The following is a 19,159-nucleotide window of genomic DNA, read 5'->3' as shown; positions in this document are numbered from 1 at the left end:
CGACTCTATTCCTTATGGAGTTCCCTCTTCACGATAAAGAAGGAACTTAAATTAAAGTAGTTAACCGATAAAAATCGATTATTTAGCGTTACGAGCTTCGATTACAGCTTGTGCAACGTTGTTTGGTGCTTCATTGTACTTCAGGAACTCCATAGAGTATGAAGCACGACCTTGTGTCTGAGAACGCAGGTCAGTAGCATAACCGAACATTTCTGACAATGGTACTTGTGCACGAACGACTTTACCAGTAGGCAGGTCATCCATACCTTCAATCATACCACGACGACGGTTCAGGTCACCAATAACATCACCCATGTAGTCTTCTGGTGTTTCCACTTCAACTTTCATGATTGGCTCAAGCAGAACTGGTTTAGCTTTTTTGAAGCCATCTTTAAACGCGATTGAAGCCGCAAGTTTAAACGCCAATTCAGAGGAGTCAACATCATGGTAAGAACCGAAATGTAAACGAACACCCATGTTAACAACAGGGTAACCAGCTAATGGACCAGATTTCAGCTGCTCTTGGATACCTTTGTCAACAGCAGGGATGTATTCAGTTGGAATTACACCACCTTTGATGTCGTTGGCAAATTCGTAATCCATTTGAACGCCGTCTTTATCGTTTTTGTTCAGTGGGAACATATCGATAACGACATGACCGTACTGACCACGACCACCAGATTGTTTCGCGTGTTTACCTTCGATATCAGTCACTTTCATAGTGATTGCTTCACGGTAAGCAACTTGAGGTTTACCAACGTTCGCTTCAACTTTAAATTCACGACGCATACGGTCAACCAGAACATCCAAGTGTAATTCACCCATACCAGCGATGATAGTCTGATTAGTCTCTTCATCACTTGATACGCGGAATGATGGGTCTTCTTGAGCCAGACGGCCTAATGCGATACCCATTTTTTCTTGGTCAGCTTTTGTTTTTGGTTCGATTGCAACAGAGATTACTGGCTCTGGGAATTCCATACGCTCCAGGATGATTGGTGCATCAACAGCACATAAAGTATCACCTGTAGTTACGTCTTTCAGACCGATTGCAGCCGCGATGTCACCAGCGCGAACTTCTTTAATCTCTTCACGTTTGTTAGCGTGCATCTGTACGATACGGCCAAAACGTTCTTTCTTCGCTTTAACTGCGTTCAGTACTGTGTCACCTGAGTTAACAACACCAGAGTAAACACGGAAGAACGTTAAGTTACCAACGAATGGGTCGGTTGCAATTTTAAATGCTAATGATGAGAATGGCTCATCATCACTTGCGTGACGCTCAGCAGGAGTGTCTTTACCATCGTCCAGAATACCATTGATTGCAGGTACATCTGTTGGCGCAGGTAAGTAATCAATAACAGCATCCAGCATCGCCTGAACACCTTTGTTCTTAAATGCAGAACCACAGGTAACCAGGATAATTTCGCTTGCAAGAACACGTTGACGTAATGCAGCTTTAATTTCTGCTTCAGTCAGTTCTTCACCGCCCAGATATTTTTCCATCAGTTCTTCTGATGCTTCTGCTGCGGTTTCGATCAGGTTGTTGTGCCACTCTTCAGCTGCTTCTTGCATGTTTGCAGGGATATCTTCGTATTCGAAGGTAACGCCCTGGTCTTCATCGTTCCACTTGATTGCTTTCATTTTCAGCAAGTCAATAACACCAGTGAACGACTCTTCTGCGCCGACTGGTAATTGCAGTGGAACTGCATTAGCTGCTAAACGTGATTTTAATTGCTCAACAACACGTAAGAAGTTCGCACCCATACGGTCCATTTTGTTAACGAACGCGATACGTGGAACTTTATATTTGTTAGCCTGACGCCATACAGTTTCAGACTGTGGCTGAACACCACCAACCGCACAGTAAACCATTACTGCGCCATCGAGAACACGCATAGAACGTTCTACTTCGATGGTGAAGTCAACGTGTCCTGGGGTGTCGATGATGTTAACACGGTGTGGCTCATACTGTTTTGCCATACCAGACCAGAATGCAGTAGTCGCTGCAGATGTGATAGTAATACCACGCTCTTGCTCCTGCTCCATCCAGTCCATTGTTGCAGAACCTTCGTGAGTTTCACCAATTTTATGGTTTACACCAGTATAGAACAGAATACGTTCAGAAGTTGTGGTTTTACCGGCGTCGATGTGTGCACTGATACCGATATTACGATAACGTGCTATGGGCGTTTGACGGGCCATTTTTTCCTCTCTCGTGGGCGTTCAATGCTTCATATAAAGGGTAGCAAATGGCTACCCTGAGATACATCACTAATGTAGGTAAACAATCATTACCAACGGTAGTGTGCGAACGCCTTGTTAGCTTCTGCCATACGGTGAACGTCTTCACGTTTCTTAACAGCGGAACCTTTGTTCTCAGCAGCGTCTGATAATTCATTTGCCAGGCGAAGTGCCATAGATTTATCACCGCGTTTACGAGCAGCATCAACGATCCAACGCATTGCCAGGGCATTACGACGAACCGGGCGAACTTCAACTGGAACTTGGTAAGTTGAACCACCAACACGGCGGGATTTAACTTCCACAGTCGGACGCACGTTATCCAGTGCTAATTCGAATGCATCAAGTTCAGTTTTACCAGAACGCTGAGCAAGGGTCTCAAGTGCGTTATATACGATTGCTTCAGCAGTAGATTTTTTCCCGTCTACCATCAGGATATTTACAAATTTGGCCAGTAATTCTGATCCGAACTTAGGATCTGGAAGAATTTTACGTTGACCTATTACGCGACGACGTGGCATGGATATGACTCCGTTGTTAATTCAGGTTTGTCCAAAACTCTACGAGAGTATTTTGACATTAAGATTAAAATGTTTGGCCTTACTTAACGGAAATCCATTAAGCCTTAGGTTTCTTCGCGCCGTATTTAGAACGAGCTTGCTTACGGTCTTTAACACCAGAACAGTCCAGTGCACCGCGAACGGTGTGATAACGCACACCTGGTAAGTCTTTAACACGACCACCACGGATAAGGATAACGGAGTGCTCCTGCAAGTTGTGGCCTTCACCACCGATGTAGGAAGAAACTTCGAAACCGTTAGTTAAACGAACACGGCATACTTTACGTAATGCTGAGTTTGGTTTCTTAGGAGTGGTAGTATATACACGAGTACATACGCCACGTTTTTGCGGGCAAGCTTCCAGTGCTGGAACGTTGCTTTTCACAACTTTCGAGCTACGGGATTTGCGTACCAGCTGATTAATAGTTGCCATTATTAAAAAAGCTCCTGGTTTTATTGCTTCGTAAACACGGATTTTGACCCCGTTCGCCAACATGACGATACACGAGGACGCGAAATTTTATTGCTGACTGGCTCAGGTGTCAAGAAATATACAACTTTTAATGCCTTTATATAGCAAAATGTTGTTTTTGGACTTCTGTTAGCTTCACAAAACCTTGATATGTGATCACAGAAACGGTGGTTGAGAGGATATTTTGCAACCCGCGAGCGTTGATGTCGACATCCAAAGCATACAATTGCGCGCCTGTTTTTTGTAATGTCGCAAGAAAAGGCGACTGTGCGACTGCCGCAACCACGCCGTCCTGCATCAGTAAAACTACGTCTTCAGCCGTAATAAAACCGAGCACCGCAGAAAAATCACATTTAAATGGAGATGTTGCTAATGTATACAGCATAGAAAAGATCCTACTATAGATCAAAACCTAACCCAAGCTCAAAATTCGCACAGTAGATTAAAAATTAAGCACCACATCACATTCCGCTATTTTAGCTCTGATCTCTTTCTTGTTGAGAATTGTTGGTGTCACAACCCATTCACCATTCTCTCCCAACCCTCTTTCTTGTAACGAAGCACCGCAGAGATAAATTTTTTCAATGTCATATAGTGGCAATATTTTAAATGTTACGATGTAATCTCGAGCAAGCACTTCCGCAGGGTGTTGGTTTGCTAGAAGCTGATAGACTCCATCAGAGAGAAAAAACACCTGAATGTCTTCTGTCAGCGCTGAAGTTGCTAATAATGCATCTAGCCCTTCTCGGCCACTGGCATTTCCATGGGGCATGGTTGTAAAGACAAAAGCTATTTTTTTCACACGATACCTTGTATTGAGCTGTTCTTAGAATTGAATCGTTCGGTCTGTGGTTATCATCGCTTCCGCAAGGCTCCCTAACCCACTCATGATAAAGCCCTCAGCAAGGTTAGCCGTTGGAAGAGATAAACTCTGCGCTTGTTCTTGGTCAACCACTCCTCGACGTAACGCAGCGGAAACACAGATATGCATTTCACACCCAGATTGTTTTGCAAGTTCCTGCCAAGCTGCAACTAAATTAAATTCATCTGTTGCCGGTGATGTGAGCTGGTTCGCATTGAAAACCCCCTCTCGATAAAAAAAGAGTGTTTTCAATATATGCCCTTCTTCAAGAAGGGCTTTTGCAAATTGATACGCACTTGCTGCTTGTTGTGTACCGTAAGCGGGGCCAGTCACAACTAAGCAATAAGTTAACGAATTGATATTACTCATTCACCACTCTTAAATTGACGAATGTATAAGTACACGGTGTGTTTAGAAATATTCAGGCGATCTGCAACTTGATTAATGGCATCTTTAATATCGAAAATGCCTTTTTCGTATAAGTTAAGAACCACTTGCTTATTTTTCGCATTATTAGAAACATTACGGTCACCGCCTACTTCTTCAATCGTATATTCGAGTGTTTGCGCGACAAGATCATCAACTGAAGAGGCGAAGTTCACATCGGAAGTAACTTCTTGTTTGGTTTCTGGAACAAACGATTGAATAATTTCAGAGAATGGCACATCTAGGTTCATATTAATGCATAGTAAGCCAATCACACGTTGTTTGCGGTTACGAATGGCAATAGTCACGGATTTCATTAAGTCGCCGCTTTTTGCTTTCGTAAAATAAGCTTTCGAAACATTCGATTCTTCGTCTGCCATATCATGCAACATTCTCAACGCAAGGTCTGTTATCGGTGAGCCGATTTTACGCCCAGTGTGCTGGCCATTTGCGATTCTGACTGCAGAGCAGTTTAGATCTTCTAAAGAGTGAAGAACAATTTCACAATGCCCACCGATTAGCATTGCCAGACCATCCACCGCGGCTTCATATGATTTTAAAATTTCATGGTCTGTCTCAGAAAAAGGTTGGTTATCCAATATGTTAATATCGCTGAGATCGTGTGATTGTATAGAATCAGACATTTCAACATCATCCTTCTAATGTAAAAACTCATCCTGTTGACTAAAAAGGCGTTCATTATTCGACTATTTGGCCTTCATTACTTTGTTTGTAGCCAACAATTGTGATGATAAAAAATAAAATAGAGTCTTCTGAAGTTAAAACTCCAAGACGTTGCCGTCAAGCGAATGAATGCAAGACAGTCTGTTTTATCACAAGTTTTAAACAATTTGAGATTTTTTTTGATGAGAAAGACGAAAAAGCCCAAGGCATGAATGCATTGGGCTCAAAAATAGACTTAGCTAATACTTTGTGAGTGCTTATTTCGCGGCAGGTTTGATATCTAATAATTCAACATCAAAGACTAATGTTGAATTTGCAGGGATACCCGGCACGCCATTTTCACCATAAGCTAATTCAGCAGGGATCACTAACTGCATTTTCCCACCTTTTTTCAGGTTAACTAGACCTTCAGTCCAGCCTTTAATAACTGAATTTAATGGAATTGTCAGTGGCTCGTTACGTGAATATGAGCTGTCGAATTCAGTACCGTCAATCAGTGAACCTTTATAGTGAACTACGACAGTTTCATCTGCTTTAGGTTTCGCCCCTGTACCGTCTTTTTCAATTTTGTACAGTAAGCCAGATTTGGTTTTAACTACGCCTTTTTCTTTAGCGTATTTCTCGCGATATTCAGCACCTTTTTTCTCATTCGCTGCTGATTCGTCTTTCATTTTTTTGTCAGCGGCTTCTTTGACTTGACCTTCAAACTGACGCAACGTTTCTTCAACTTCTGCATCGGTCATTTTGCTTTTGCCGTTAAATGCATCTTGGACACCAGCCAGTAATTGAGCTTTATCCAAATTAATACCGATTGTTTTCTGTTCTTCTAAAGAATTCTGCATGTAGCGACCTAAAGATGCGCCCAATGCATACGCATTACGCTCTTCTGCGTTTTTGAATGCGCTATTTTGTGCTTTGGCTTCCGCTGCCATCACTTGCGGAGCAGCAAAAGTAAATGCTAGCGTAGTTGCTAAAAGGCTTGCCTTAAACAGTGATTTCATCCTAGTCTCCGATAACTTTTCTTCGATTATATTCGAATAGCGAACTATTCGTTTTATGGGTAGGGCTCTTTAAGTTTAGACCCCGTTACCCCATTGAGTATTAAAAAAATATAATAACTACTGAGACCACATTAACAAAAAGTCGTTTCTTCGCCTATATCTTTAACTAAAACTTATCTATTGATTTGTAATGTTCAGTTATTATGATGGTTTAATTACGATATAAACGCTTAAGGAGAGTCGAATATGGACTCATCTGATACATTTGAACAACGTTTAGAACTTTTAGAAAGTAAAGTTGCCTTTCAAGAACTGGCTATTGAACAACTTAATCAGGTTATTACTGACCAGCAAATGCAAATGAGCCGCCTGCAAGAACATTTGCGCATTGTGGCTGAAAGACTGAAATCATCCCAAGATTCTCACTTGGCAAGACCTGAAGAAGAAACACCACCACCACACTATTGATTTTAAACGTAAAAAAGGAAGCTTTTGCTTCCTTTTTTTATAAACACTAATACAGCGCATTAGTGGCAGCCGCAACCGCCTTGTTTGTGACCATGCCCGTGACCTTCACCGCCACCACAGCAACCGCCTTCTGAACCGTGGCTATGACCGCCACCGCCACAGCAACCACCTTCGTGGTCGTGGTCATGGTCGTGACCGCCAGCGCCATGAACGTGGCCATGTGCGATTTCTTCTTCTGTTGCTTCACGGATAGCCATGATTTCAACATTAAACTTCAGGTTTTGACCTGCTAACATGTGGTTACCGTCAACGATAACTTCATCACCTTCGATACCTGTGATTTCAACAGGAACTGGGCCCATGTCAGTGTCAGCTAAGAAACGCATACCCACTTCTAGCTCATCAACGCCCATAAATACATCTTTAGGAACACGTTGAACTAAGTTGTCATCGTATTGACCATATGCATCATCTGAAGCAACTTCAACATCGAAGTTTTCGCCGACAGAACGACCTTCTAATGCTTTTTCTAAACCTGAAATTAAAGACCCACGACCATGCAAATAGTCCATTGGCGCGCTTGCTGGCGACTCATCAACTAAAACACCGTCTTCTGTTCTTACTTGATAAGCCAAGCTGACCACCAAGTCTTTTGCTACTTTCATGACATCTCCTACTACCCGTAAGGGAAAAATTTTTTGCCAATTGTACCGAAAAACTATAGTGATGTATTGAGAATTGACAAATTTCTATTATTCAGGTGTAAAAATTCCAATAACTTGCTCTTTTTGTCTAACATGCTCCGTTGCTTCATCCCCTGCTTGGCGTTGTTGGTCACCGCAATTGACACACTCGACAACATCGATTTTATCTTCACGCCACATCATTAATGTGTCTTGTGACTTGCACTTAGGGCACGTCGCCCCAGCAATAAAGCGTTTACGTGTTGAAACCATTTCTAACCCTTATTGTTCATTGTTCCAGCTATGAGGCTGTCGATGTTCTCTTTGCATTTCTTTCTCAAAAAGCTCATTAAGTTCACGGCGTGCCTCTTTAATGCGTGAAATTTGCCCGCTGTCACTATTTTCATTCTCTGGGTAAATATCTCTAAGCATTTTCATGTCTAAACGGCGGAAATGCTGCTTCGCGCGATAAGCTTTATGAGGATGCATCCCCGTGCTAACAAGCGCTTTGCTTCCTAATTCAAGTGCGCTTGAGAATGTTTCACGGCTAAAATCAGTCACTCCACTTTGTAATAGCTCATGGGCCTCAAGGCGACCTTTAGCACGTGCAATAATATGCAAGTTAGGGAAATTTTCTTGGCAAATTTGCACAATTTCCATCACTTCTTCCGGTACATCACTGGTGATCACAATAGATTTTGCTTTATCTGCTCCTGCTGAGCGCAATAATTGCAGCTCACGCGCATCACCATAATATACAGTATAGCCATAGCGGCGCATGGTACCAATTGCCGTAACATCTTGTTCTAGCACGGTGATTTTAACCTTGTTAGCCATCAATAAACGGCCAACCACTTGCCCCATGCGGCCAAAACCGACCAAAATAACATGCGGGTCATTGTCTTCCACAAACGGTTTTTCACTCGAGGCGGGTTGTTGATTATAACGGTAGTTCAAATAAGCATCTATCAGTTGCATCACAAGTGGCGTAGTCATCATGGAAAGCGTGACAACCACCAGTAGTAAGTCCATTTGCCATTCATTAATCACACTTGCCCCAAAGGCAGTTCCATAGATAACAAAAGCAAATTCACCGCCTTGGCTAAGTACCCCGGAAAATTGCGCTCTTGCACCATTTCGAAGCCGAGCCGCTAAACTCAAGCCGTAAAGCACCAACGCTTTGACTCCGACTAATACTGCAACAGCAATCAATACTTGTGGTAAATAAGCCCATAACACATCTAAGTTTAATGACATACCTACTGAGATAAAAAATAACCCCAATAATAACCCTTTAAATGGCTCGATATTAATTTCTAGTTCATGGCGAAACTCAGTTTCCGCTAACATGACCCCCGCCATAAAGGTGCCCAGTGCCATAGAAAACCCAAGGCTTTCCATAATGAGCGCAGAACCTAATACCACCAGCAATGCCGCAGCCGTAAAAATTTCATGAACGCCAGATTTCGCGGCAAGCCTGAACATCGGCCGTAATAAATAGCGGCCAACGACCCATAAGCCGGCGAATGCCACTACCTTCAAGCCAATTTTTTGCCAATCACTGGTTGCGGTGTCCCCGGCGAGCAATGGGATCAGCGCCATAATCGGGATAACGGCCATATCTTGAAATAACAAAACAGAGAAACCGAGTTGCCCACTTTCTTTATTGGACATCCCTTTTTCGTTCATCAACTGAAGTGCCATTGCCGTTGATGACATCGCCATTCCTAATCCACCGACAATGGCGGCTTGCCAAGAGAATTTGGCTAAAAATAACAGTGACGCCATGATAGCAGCGGTCACAACCACTTGAAGCGTACCAACACCGAAAATCGAGCGCCTAAGTTCCCATAATTTAGAAGGTTTGAGCTCTAACCCAATGAGAAACATCAGGAACACGACCCCCATCTCGGAGAAGTGTAAAATATCATCAACATTATGAATAAAGCCGAAAACAAATGGCCCAATTATGATCCCGGCAAGCAAATAACCGAGCACAGCACCTAAGCGGATTTTCTGTGCGATAGGCACCATTATTACCCCTGCACAGAGGAAAATAATAACGGACTCAAATAGCCCCAGTTCTGACATTAGGATAATCCTCCCGCGCCTAGCGGTTGTTGCATCCATTGACGGTAATCATCGATAAGCTGTTCAAAGCGTTCTTTCGGTTGCCGACGAGCTGCATAAATAATGATTGGTTCTAACCACTGCATATCACACATTAATGCAGTCAATTCAAATGGGCGAAGTATTTCTGTGAGTGGGTAATGGTTATATCCATCATGTTGGTAAGCATGAACGGGCTCTCCGGTGGTGATCACCGAGCGCCAGTATTTGCCTTTTAATTTTTGGTACCCCACATCGGTAGCAAAACGGCGAGTTAACACACGGTCAAACCACTCTTTCAACAATGCAGGGCAACTATAAGTATAAAGGGGATGTTGAAAAACAATGATGTCGTGCTGGCACAATAATTTTTGTTCCGCGGTAACATCAATAAAATAATCCGGATAAATTGCGTATAAATCATGCAGGGTCACATGTTCAAGACCACGCACCGCATCAAGTAACGCCTTATTGGCTATAGACTCGTCGGGGTCCGGGTGAGCGTAGACCACCAGCACTTTTGGTGTATTTGACATCTTTCCCTCCTCAAAGGCGTGTCAGACGGAACATTTTCCGTTACCATGCAGCCTGCTATACTCGTCATACTTCACGTTGCGGTGTTGTTGACTACGCGCATTCGCGCTAGTCACCGACTTAAGTAGGCTCCTAGCAACTCATTTGCTTGTCGCCTAACCGCACCGTGAAAGATTTAGAGTATATACGTTGATAATTTAACATATTTTGAATAGACGGTTGCTATGATTGTTTTCTCTTCACTCCAAATTCGTCGAGGTGTCCGTGTTCTGTTGGACAATGCCACTGCGACTATTAACCCCGGCCAAAAAGTTGGTTTAGTGGGTAAAAACGGCTGCGGTAAATCGACCCTTCTTGCGTTATTAAAAGGCGAATTGCAAGCTGAAGCAGGTTCTGCAACCTTTCCAAGTAATTGGTCCATGGCATGGGTGAACCAAGAAACCCCAGCGCTTGATGTGCCCGCTCTTGAATATGTGATTGATGGCGACCGCGAGTTCCGAGCTTTAGAACAAAAACTTCAACAAGCTAATGAAAAAAATGATGGTCATGCCATCGCTGTGGTTCATGGGCAGCTTGATGCCATTGATGCATGGACCATCCGTTCTCGCGCATCCAGTTTGCTACATGGTTTAGGTTTTAGTCAGTCACAACTAGATTCCCCAGTAAAATCATTTTCCGGTGGATGGCGGATGCGTTTGAACCTCGCGCAGGCACTGCTTTGCCGTTCTGACCTATTGTTACTCGATGAGCCAACCAACCACCTTGATTTAGATGCAGTGATTTGGTTAGAAAAATGGTTAAAAAGCTACCAAGGCACCCTGATTTTGATTTCCCATGATAGGGATTTCCTCGACCCGATTATTGATAAAGTCCTGCATATCGAACAAGAAACGATGTTTGAATACACGGGTAACTACTCGTCATTTGAACGCCAACGCGCAACAAAGCTCGCTCAGCAACAAGCGTTGTATGAGAGCCAACAAGCCAAAGCGGCACATTTGCAAAGTTATATTGACCGCTTTAGAGTGCAAGCGACGAAAGCCAAGCAAGCACAAAGCCGCATTAAAATGCTTGAAAGAATGGAAATGGTCGCTCCGGCTCATGTGGATAACCCATTCCATTTTTCATTCCGTAAACCAGAAAGCTTACCGAATCCATTATTGAAAATGGAAAAAGTCAGCGCTGGCTACGGTGAAAAAGTCATTTTGCAATCCATTAAACTAAACTTGGTACCAGGTTCACGCATCGGCCTACTGGGCCGAAATGGTGCGGGTAAATCCACATTAATTAAGATGTTAGCGGGTGATTTACCGCCATTACAGGGAGAAATCGCCCTCGCAAAAGGGATTAAACTGGGTTATTTCGCCCAGCACCAATTGGAGTATTTGCACCCTGAAGAATCACCTTTGCAGCATCTTGCTCGCCTTGCACCAGAGCAAACTGAGCAGCAATTACGCGACTATTTAGGGGGTTTTGGCTTTAAAGGCGACCAAGTGACAGACCCGAGCGGCCGTTTCTCTGGCGGTGAAAAAGCCCGTTTAGTGCTAGCGTTGATTGTATGGCAGCGTCCTAACTTACTGTTACTGGATGAGCCAACCAACCACTTGGATTTAGACATGCGCCAAGCACTTACCGAAGCCTTAATGGCCTTCGAAGGGGCTTTAGTTGTCGTTTCCCATGATAGGCATTTACTGCGCACTACCACCGATGAACTGTATTTAGTCCATGGCGGTTCTGTCGAGCAATTTGATGGTGATTTAGAAGATTACCAACAATGGCTAGCAGAACAAAATAAGCTGGAATTACAACAGTTCCGTGACCAGCAAGAAAAAGACAAACCGGCGGCCGCTGCAACGGTTACAGCACAAGATAGAAAAGATCAAAAACGTCGTGAAGCTGAATTTCGTCAATTAACTCAGCCTATCCGTAAAAAAATTACGGAATTGGAAAAGCTGATGGATAAGCATTCCAATACCCTAAGTGACCTAGAAGCCAAACTTTCTGATGCTGCCATTTACGAACAAGATAAAAAAGCCGAATTGACGGAATGCTTGAAAAAACAAACTGAACACAAAGCAGCTCTTGAAGAGGCCGAAATGGAGTGGATGGAATTGCAAGAGCAGTTAGAAGCTATGACTAGTGAGTCATGAAGTATTACTTTTGATATTTAAGTTTGAGTAAGATGAGAGCTTAACGATGCTCTCATCTTTTCTTACCGCATGTTTCGCTAAGTTATAGGGAGTACAACAGACTGAAATACTGTTACTCTGTTATAAAAATAATTTTGCGGAATATCAAAATTACCTTTCGGTTAATGCCTGTTTCATTCGTGTAATCGGCTTAATCAGATAATCAAAAACACTTTTCTCACCCGTTTTAATATCAACAGAAGCAATCATTCCAGGAATAATATCCATTTTATTGTTATTTTTATCGAGTAAGTAATTCGTTTCTGTTTCAACAATAATACGGTAAAACGTTTCTTCTTGATTTAATTTTAATTCATTACGCTGAGCATCATTACTTAAAGTGTCAGGACTGATCAATTTTACAGTCCCTTTTAACCCGCCATAAATTGCATAGTCATAAGCGGTTATTTTTACTACTGCTGGCATCTCTGGTCTTAAAAAAGCGACATCTTGTGGCCGAATATAAGCCTCAACCATTAATTTATCATCTAATGGTATAATTTCTAAGATATCTTGCCCAGTATTAACAACGCCACCCACTGTCGTAATCTTAATATTTTTCACAATTCCACGTACAGGAGCATGGATTTCTGAACGTATAACATGGTCTTCGCGCATACGCATATTTTCTTTGGCTTGAGCAAGTTCAGAGCCAACACGAATTAACTCCTCATTCGCCTCTGCGATATAATTATTTTCACGCTCATTAATTTGTGTTGCTAGCTCGACAGACTGTCTTTCCATGCGCAACACTTCCACATGGGATACCAAGCCTTCTTTGGCTAAAGGTCGAGTAATTGCAATTTCTCTATCTAATAAGTTTTTACTTTGTGTTAAACCCGCAATAGCCTCGTCTCTTTGCCTTTTTTTTGCATTAAATGCATTTATTTCACGTTCCACTAACTTTTGGTCGTTAACTGTCGAAAAGTCAGGTTCTTCATTACGTGATTCACTATATAACCGAATATATATTGCTTCTAAATTTTGTACCTTCGCTTGGCTTTCTCGTAAAATAGCCATACTTCTTGCATCATCTAACTTGAGAAGTATTTGCCCTTTTTCAACGATATCACCTTCTTTAACAAACATTTCTTCAATATTACCGGGATCGATACTTTGAATGACTTGTTCACGACTACTCGGAATAATCGTACCCTGCCCTCGAATTATCTCTTCTAAATCACTGAAATAAGACCAAACAATAAAAACAGTTAATAACAGTGCTAAGAATAGGATAGGAAGAAACAATAAGGTATGACGCTCTTTCTTCATCACTGATTGTAAATCATGTGAAAAATCATGAGATTGATAACTGTTTTTTCTCTTCTCGGAATATTGGTTATGCTTGTTCATGTTCAGCCTTCCCTTCATGTTGTTTAATAGTGCGTCTAACTTGTGAAACAATACGAACTTGTGGCGCGGCAGGATGCTGAACTCTCGGTGTATCTGTGCTTACAGCTTTTTCTATATCATCCTTCTTTTCTAGTGTTTTAAGCACCGAATCTTTAGGGCCATCTAATACAATTCGGCCATTATCAACAACAATAATACGGTCGACTAAACTCAAAATAGGTAATTTATGTGTCACAACAATAAGTGTTTTATTTTTAGTCCATTCACCAATAGCCGCCAATACGTCTTTTTCCGTTTCAACATCAATTCCTGTGGTCGGCTCATCTAATAAAACGACTTGTGGATTATGTAATGTCAGTTGTACTAAAGAGACAATTTGCTTTTGGCCTCCAGAAAGGCCTAAGCCATCTTCACCTAAGGGCATGTCTAAACCAGCCGGATGTTGGCGAATAATTTTATCTAAATGAAAACGCTGCAACGCATGAATTAAGTCGTCATCAGAGGAATAACCGTCAAGACGGGCAAGGTCAAGATTGTCACGCAGCGTTCCAAAAAATAACCGGGGTTTCTGTGTTAACATCGCCAATTTACTTCTTAAGTAAATTGGGTCTATTTGACGAATATCTATATCATCTAAAAGTATATTGCCTTCTTGCTGCTCATATAGCCCAGTTAATAGTTTTAAAAGGGTACTTTTTCCACCACCGATCTTGCCTAAAATGGCCACTTTTTCTCCAGCCATAATGTTTAAATTAATATTATCCAAGGCTGGTTGACTATCTTTGCTATAACGATAGCTAACATTAGATAACGTTAACGCACCTCTAATGGAGGTTGGTGAAATATATTTTTTATGATCTTCGCGCTCAATTGGTCGTTCAAAAATATTTTTAACACCATTTAACGCTGTCCGAGCAGATTGAAAACGTGTTGCTAAACCCGCAATTTGTCCTAAAGGTGCTAATGCACGTCCAGACAGTATTACACTGGCAATCAAGCCACCCATGGTAATGCGTGAATCTACATCATTAGCATGGATCAAATAGGTTCCAACAAAAACCAATGCAACAGTATTGATTTGTTGCATTCCCGCACTGAAATTCAACATAAAGTTGGTCAAATTACGTACTTTAACGGAAGCAAACGCCGTTTTCTCTGTTAATATTTCCCACCGCTGTTGAGCCCAATTAACCGCATTATTCAACTTTAACGTTTCAATACCTTCGATAGCTTCAACAGCTAAACCCTGTCGCTGAGAGGTTTCTTTCATCGATGCATTAATGCCTTCAGCTAAAGGTTTTTGAATTAAAATACCAGCGATAATAACGATAGGAATAATAGTCAATGGAACTAATGCGAGATAACCTCCAATCATACTGATCACTCCAATAAACAACAGAATAAAGGGGAGATCGACAAGCGCTATCAAGCTAGCACTCGTCATAAATTCACGGATGGATTCAAAATCACGTAAATTATTTGCATAAGAGCCAGATGAAGAAGGTTTTTTATCTAAGCTAATCCCCATTACTCGGTGAAATAACATAGCGCTTATTATGATATCAGCTTTTTTTCCAGCAATATCAAGGAGGTAACTCCGCAACATTTTTGCTAAAAATTCAAAGCATATTGCTAGCAGTACACCTATCGATAATACCCATAATGTTTCATACGCTTGATTTGGGATCACTCTATCATAGACATTCATGACATATAGGGAACTAATTAACGCCAAAACATTAATTACAAATGAAGCTACGATAACTTGATAATAATACTTTTTAAATTGCCAAATTATTTTCCAAAAATGATTTTTTTCGTATTTTTCAATTTCAGAACGGCTTTCAGATTTTATATTTCGTTTTATAAACCAACTATATCCCGAATAATTTTTTGATAGCATTTCAAAGCTAATTAACTGACAAATCCCTTCTTTCGTTAAGATTTCAAAATAACGTTCATCATTGTTTTCTTCTATTTTATTAACAACAATAGATTCATTATTTTCAAGTAATACAATAAAAGGAACCGCAATGGTCGGGATAGCTTTCAAATCAATTTTAATCAACTGGTTATCGAATTGATGTGAATTTAACACGCTAACAAGAGAGGAATAATCTATTGATTTATCATCTTTTCTTTTTGTTTGAGATAGCAATACCTCTGGCAGGATAGCATACCCTAACCGCGCAGTAACCAGAGATATATTATTAATAATATTCATGTTATTTTTAGCACTTATTGATTCATCCATGCAGACATTTTTGCCTGCACACTAAGATAACTAAGTGTCGCGTCTCTATAATCATTTTTCAAAGTGACTGCACTTGTCTGTATATTTGCTAATTCGTTATAAGCATCTAATAAATCGATCAATGAACGACGGTTAATCGTAAATTGTTTTTCATAGTTACTGACAACTTTTTTTTGCTCCAAAATATAATTTTTAGCTATAACTTCTTGTTCTTCACTTTTTATCATATTGATAGCTGCGGATTGGCTCATTTCTTCAATTTCACGAAATGTTATTTTAATTCGTTCATTAGATGCCAATAAGGCATACTCTTTTTGTGCTTCACTATAATAACTAGCTTGGTCAAAGATATTCCAAGAAACACGCAAAAAAACCTCTTTATTATCAGGCGTTGCATTTATTTCTAAGTTTAGTGCAGGTTTTCTCATTGCACTTGCAACTTTCACATCTGCCTCAAGGCTTTTCGCATCGGCAACCTGTGCTTTATAACTTGGGTTATTTTCCAAATTACTCTCTTGAAAATTCCGTAAAACTTCAGTGCTGTCAGTATTTCGAAACGGATCAATGAATTGTTCTGCTAATAATTTTCTTTGCGTTAATATCGATAGCTGACTCAATGCTAAATTTAAATTTCGTTCAACTTCAGCTCGGTTCATCTCAACTTTTAAAGTACGTGCTTTAACTTGCGTTAATTCACTTGAACGGCCAGGGTCATACTGAATTATCGTATTTAACTTCTCTAATATATGTTGATGACGAGCCAAGTTTTCATTAATAACAACAAGTGTTTCTTTATTTCTTAAAATAAGTAAATAAAGCTGACTAATTCGAACACTTATATCTTCCTGAGAAAGAACATATTGGTTCTCATAGTATTCTTGTTTGAATTCCTCTCTATCAACACCAGCTTCTATTCCTCCCCAAGCATAAACATTCATCGTTGTTTTCACTCCTGGATGAAACCCAGACTCCATAGAGTTACTTTCATATTTATGATGTTGAGCAACCGGCTGAGTCCCCATCACACTTACCACTGGATAGTGCCCTGAGTTTGCCATTTTCACATTACTTTGTGCGGCTTGGTAATTCGCATAAGCTTCTTGAACTTCAGGCGTATTATATAAAGAATCTTTAAGTAAAGTTCTTAATTCAATAACATCAGCCACTGTATTCACAGAGAACACACTCAATAAGAATATAGCCAGAATATTAAAAGATCTTAATTTCATATTTTAAACATATGTCTATAAAGAAGGATGTAAATACATTTCAATCTATTAACATTAAAAATACTATATATAATAAAATAAAAAGGCAGGATTAATCAGCCTGATTACTCATTAAAATTTCTATTCGTATAAATATATCAAAATGTTGGGGGTATTATTTTTAATACCCCCATAGTTATTGTTCTAGATTATTGCAGCTTGGTTTTCTTGTAATGCATCTAGCGATGAATTCATAAAACCATTCAAATTGGTTGATGCAATACTCCCATCAACATCCATTTCATGTAGCTCCATCGTGTTTTCTTGTGAAAATAGCTTCAGTAATGAAAGGTCACTCGTTATTGATGCTACACTCGTAGACTCTTTAAGATTACTTATATTCACAGTAATTGAAGGCTGATAACTCGTACCATCATTATCTGTTAGCGTTAAAGTAAACTCTTCTTTATCAACACCAATTGGGCGAGTTGTACTTGGTCGATAAGAGAAATCACCGAAGTTTTTCTCTCCTAAAGAAATCGAAAAGAGCCCACCAGCATTGGTCTTAATCGCGACTTCACCGTTACCGAAATCAGCCCAAATACCTTTATCGCTTCCATCAGATGTCACTGATTTATTTGATGGGTCATATTTGTAAGTTATACCATCGACTTCAACACTAATTGATTTCATTCCATCAGCACCAAAGGTTAAAGATGAATTTGCATCTTTACCTTTAGAAAAGCTACTTTCGATAACATTCTCATTCGGTACATATTTACTTAAAATATTACCTAACGAACTCATATCTTTCAGCACAATTACATCGTTATGGTCATTATCAGTGTTTTGTTTACCATCGAAAGCAACGGGTTTCAGATAATCTGAACCGGTTTTTCCATTATTGACAGTCACCATGTCTTGACCAATTCCGATTGCAACAGAACGAATTCCATTATCTACCAAAAACTCAGTCCACTTATCTTCACCAATATCGGTATAAGCACTTCCTGGAACATAATCTTGAGGTGACTGCTCACTTATCCCTTGACCATAGTTTTTATTTCCCATATTAGGAGTGCCATCACTAATAAAGAAGAAGGTATTATCAACAGATTGCTCCGTCACAGGCCCCGTACCACTTGCTGGATGATTATTATAACTATCTACGATTTGCTGTAATGCTGCATCATAGTTGGTATTCACCCCAATATTTAAGCTTCTTGACAGGTCACCTTGCCTACCCTTTAAGCTGTTAATCAAATCTTTAGCTTCATCCAAGGTAAACCAATGCGAAGTACTATGCGTTGTTTGTAATGATGGATTAATCACCGACGCTTTATCTGCAAACCCATTTAAACTCACACGAACGTCACCTGAATCCGCGCTATTTAAACGCTCTTCATAGCTCTTTAACAAACTCTCAATTGAATCTAGCGCGGCATCATAGCGTGTTTTCATCCCTGATCTCGTGTACCCACCCAAAATACCACTATCATCTTTCCCCATGCTACTGGATAAATCTAACGAGATAATTACGTTCGCATAGAATGTATTATCAGTTGGAGCTTGTACCACGACTTCAACATTATCAGAGAATGGCTTATCATCATGAATAATAATTTCAGTATCAACAATATCGACGCCATTAGTTAACCCAAAATCAACCTTGAGTGTGTCGGTACCTATTGGATGGTCAATAAGACCTTTCAAATCAACTTGATAATCAACGCTCGTTTGGCCATTTTCATTCTTTGTATCAGTGATGGTGACAACAATAACCTCTTCACCTTCTGATGTTTTTCCTACAAAACCATCATTGGTCGCTTCCCATATAACGGTTTTACCGCCGGATGTCAGAGTTGTTGTTGGCGCTGTTATTTTTAGATCTTGCTCTGTAATCGGCTTATCATTTGGGTTGGCTAATGTTGCCGTTCCTGTTGTTACGGCTAAAGCATTATCCGCAGTTCCATCTGTTCTAAGCCCTTTTTCATAAACATCCACAACTGATGGTAATGATGGCGTAATTTCAATGGTTACTTCAGCGATATTCGAAATATTGCCGTTTTTGTCCGTGACTTGGTAGGTGATGGTGTCCGTGCCCACTTTCCC

At 40.6% G+C, this 19,159-nt stretch carries 18 protein-coding genes; 2 read left to right on the top strand and 16 right to left on the bottom strand.

Annotated features, from left to right (window positions below; genetic code table 11):
- Nucleotides 1-78: 78 nt before the first annotated feature.
- From fusA to fkpA, 8 genes are all read right to left on the bottom strand, one after another.
- Nucleotides 79-2,205, bottom strand: a complete 2,127-nt coding sequence (fusA, locus tag PSF42_RS19610; RefSeq protein WP_125895212.1) for an elongation factor G — start codon at nucleotides 2,203-2,205, stop codon at nucleotides 79-81.
- A gap of 89 nt (nucleotides 2,206-2,294) precedes the next feature.
- Complete coding sequence (gene rpsG / locus PSF42_RS19605) at nucleotides 2,295-2,765, bottom strand: 30S ribosomal protein S7 (RefSeq protein WP_004262486.1); 471 nt, start codon at nucleotides 2,763-2,765, stop codon at nucleotides 2,295-2,297.
- Between the two features lie 97 nt (nucleotides 2,766-2,862).
- Nucleotides 2,863-3,237 (bottom strand): 30S ribosomal protein S12, encoded by a 375-nt coding sequence (gene rpsL, locus PSF42_RS19600; protein WP_004265905.1) that lies wholly within the window; start codon nucleotides 3,235-3,237, stop codon nucleotides 2,863-2,865.
- 136 nt (nucleotides 3,238-3,373) lie between these two features.
- Nucleotides 3,374-3,661 carry a sulfurtransferase complex subunit TusB gene (gene tusB, locus PSF42_RS19595; RefSeq protein WP_125895214.1) on the bottom strand — a complete coding sequence of 96 codons (288 nt, stop codon included), beginning with the start codon at nucleotides 3,659-3,661 and terminating at the stop codon, nucleotides 3,374-3,376.
- A gap of 57 nt (nucleotides 3,662-3,718) precedes the next feature.
- Nucleotides 3,719-4,048: a sulfurtransferase complex subunit TusC gene (tusC, locus tag PSF42_RS19590; RefSeq protein WP_241098780.1), complete on the bottom strand. Its 330-nt coding sequence runs from the start codon at nucleotides 4,046-4,048 to the stop codon at nucleotides 3,719-3,721.
- 54 nt (nucleotides 4,049-4,102) lie between these two features.
- On the bottom strand, nucleotides 4,103-4,507 hold the full coding sequence (tusD, locus tag PSF42_RS19585; RefSeq protein ID WP_213914627.1) for a sulfurtransferase complex subunit TusD: 405 nt from the start codon (nucleotides 4,505-4,507) through the stop codon (nucleotides 4,103-4,105).
- Nucleotides 4,504-5,208, bottom strand: a complete 705-nt coding sequence (locus PSF42_RS19580; RefSeq protein WP_004262503.1) for a helix-turn-helix transcriptional regulator — start codon at nucleotides 5,206-5,208, stop codon at nucleotides 4,504-4,506. The genes tusD and PSF42_RS19580 overlap by 4 nt, the downstream gene beginning before the upstream one ends.
- A 297-nt stretch (nucleotides 5,209-5,505) precedes the next feature.
- Nucleotides 5,506-6,249, bottom strand: coding sequence for an FKBP-type peptidyl-prolyl cis-trans isomerase (gene fkpA, locus PSF42_RS19575; RefSeq protein WP_248467457.1), 744 nt, complete (start codon nucleotides 6,247-6,249; stop codon nucleotides 5,506-5,508).
- 246 nt (nucleotides 6,250-6,495) lie between these two features.
- On the opposite strand from fkpA, the gene PSF42_RS19570 reads away from it, so the two are divergent.
- Nucleotides 6,496-6,717, top strand: coding sequence for a SlyX family protein (locus tag PSF42_RS19570; RefSeq protein WP_004262507.1), 222 nt, complete (start codon nucleotides 6,496-6,498; stop codon nucleotides 6,715-6,717).
- 59 nt (nucleotides 6,718-6,776) lie between these two features.
- Here PSF42_RS19570 and slyD read toward each other — a convergent pair whose 3' ends face one another.
- From slyD to kefG, 4 genes are all read right to left on the bottom strand, one after another.
- The gene (slyD, locus tag PSF42_RS19565) at nucleotides 6,777-7,382 is read right to left on the bottom strand and encodes a peptidylprolyl isomerase (protein ID WP_004262508.1); all 606 of its coding nucleotides are present in this window, start codon (nucleotides 7,380-7,382) and stop codon (nucleotides 6,777-6,779) included.
- Between the two features lie 87 nt (nucleotides 7,383-7,469).
- Nucleotides 7,470-7,673 (bottom strand): YheV family putative zinc ribbon protein, encoded by a 204-nt coding sequence (locus PSF42_RS19560; RefSeq protein ID WP_125895220.1) that lies wholly within the window; start codon nucleotides 7,671-7,673, stop codon nucleotides 7,470-7,472.
- Between the two features lie 9 nt (nucleotides 7,674-7,682).
- Nucleotides 7,683-9,491: a glutathione-regulated potassium-efflux system protein KefB gene (gene kefB, locus PSF42_RS19555; RefSeq protein ID WP_213914625.1), complete on the bottom strand. Its 1,809-nt coding sequence runs from the start codon at nucleotides 9,489-9,491 to the stop codon at nucleotides 7,683-7,685.
- Complete coding sequence (kefG, locus tag PSF42_RS19550) at nucleotides 9,491-10,045, bottom strand: glutathione-regulated potassium-efflux system ancillary protein KefG (RefSeq protein ID WP_125895223.1); 555 nt, start codon at nucleotides 10,043-10,045, stop codon at nucleotides 9,491-9,493. The genes kefB and kefG overlap by 1 nt, the downstream gene beginning before the upstream one ends.
- Nucleotides 10,046-10,267: 222 nt before the next feature.
- On the opposite strand from kefG, the gene PSF42_RS19545 reads away from it, so the two are divergent.
- On the top strand, nucleotides 10,268-12,193 hold the full coding sequence (locus PSF42_RS19545) for an ABC transporter ATP-binding protein (protein WP_272680522.1): 1,926 nt from the start codon (nucleotides 10,268-10,270) through the stop codon (nucleotides 12,191-12,193).
- Between the two features lie 150 nt (nucleotides 12,194-12,343).
- On the opposite strand, the gene PSF42_RS19540 is transcribed toward PSF42_RS19545, so the two are convergent.
- The 4 genes from PSF42_RS19540 to PSF42_RS19525 form a co-directional block, all read right to left on the bottom strand.
- The gene (locus PSF42_RS19540) at nucleotides 12,344-13,585 is read right to left on the bottom strand and encodes an HlyD family efflux transporter periplasmic adaptor subunit (protein ID WP_125895227.1); all 1,242 of its coding nucleotides are present in this window, start codon (nucleotides 13,583-13,585) and stop codon (nucleotides 12,344-12,346) included.
- The gene (locus PSF42_RS19535) at nucleotides 13,572-15,809 is read right to left on the bottom strand and encodes a type I secretion system permease/ATPase (RefSeq protein ID WP_213914628.1); all 2,238 of its coding nucleotides are present in this window, start codon (nucleotides 15,807-15,809) and stop codon (nucleotides 13,572-13,574) included. Before PSF42_RS19535 ends, PSF42_RS19540 begins: the two co-directional genes overlap by 14 nt.
- A gap of 14 nt (nucleotides 15,810-15,823) precedes the next feature.
- A complete protein-coding gene (locus PSF42_RS19530) occupies nucleotides 15,824-17,068 on the bottom strand; it encodes a TolC family protein (protein ID WP_272680521.1) in 1,245 nt (414 codons plus the stop codon).
- 183 nt (nucleotides 17,069-17,251) lie between these two features.
- The coding region (locus PSF42_RS19525; protein ID WP_272680519.1) for a type 1 secretion target domain-containing protein at nucleotides 17,252-19,159 on the bottom strand (1,908 nt) is incomplete at its 5' end.

The sequence above is a fragment of the Providencia sp. PROV032 genome, from assembly GCF_028484875.1.
In the GTDB taxonomy this organism is placed as follows: domain Bacteria; phylum Pseudomonadota; class Gammaproteobacteria; order Enterobacterales; family Enterobacteriaceae; genus Providencia; species Providencia rettgeri_E.
The sequence above is the reverse complement of the archived record's forward strand: the minus strand, read 5'-3'. Positions and strand labels throughout refer to the sequence as shown.